Annotated in this window: 1 protein-coding gene; it reads right to left on the reverse strand. The window is 72.4% G+C overall.

Going from position 1 to position 551, the window contains the following annotated elements:
* Nucleotides 1–551 (reverse strand): energy transducer TonB (locus AACH00_RS19845; RefSeq protein ID WP_341400912.1); only part of this gene is annotated, 551 nt, incomplete at both ends.

The following is a 551-nucleotide window of genomic DNA, read 5'->3' on the forward strand; positions in this document are numbered from 1 at the left end:
GTGCCAGGCTTGAACTTGCAAGCGCCCAGCGCGTCGACTGCCACGCGGTCGAGTTGACGGTGCTCACGCGACGGGCCTGACGAGCCCACCACTTCGGCCTTGGTCACGCGGCCTTCGCCGTCGATCGTGAAGCGGATGCGGGTGGTGCCGGTGGCTTCGGCGCGGGCTGCAGCCGCCGGGTATTCCGGCTTGGCGCAAGAGCCCACGTCGATCTGTGCGGCACGTGCCACCGGCTTCGGTGCCGGCGGTGCGGGCGGCGCAGGAGCAGCCGCCGGGGCCAGCGCCACGGCAGGGGCCGGCGGCGGCGCCACCGTGGTGGTCGTGATGGTCGGGGCCTGCTGCGGCGTGTTCACCTGCACTTCCGGCGGCGGCACGAAGGACGGCGGCGGAGGCATGTTCTTCGGCGGCGGCGGCAGGTTCTCTGGCGGCGGCGGGGGCGGCGGCTTGATCTCTTCGATGATCTTCGTCTCGATCGGCGCCTTCACCACCTCGACGATCTTGCGCGCCAGGCCGTTGACCAGCGCCCAGCCCAGCACCACGTGCAGGCCGGC

This window comes from Ideonella margarita (assembly GCF_038066635.1).
Taxonomy (GTDB): Bacteria; Pseudomonadota; Gammaproteobacteria; order Burkholderiales; family Burkholderiaceae_C; genus Ideonella; species Ideonella margarita.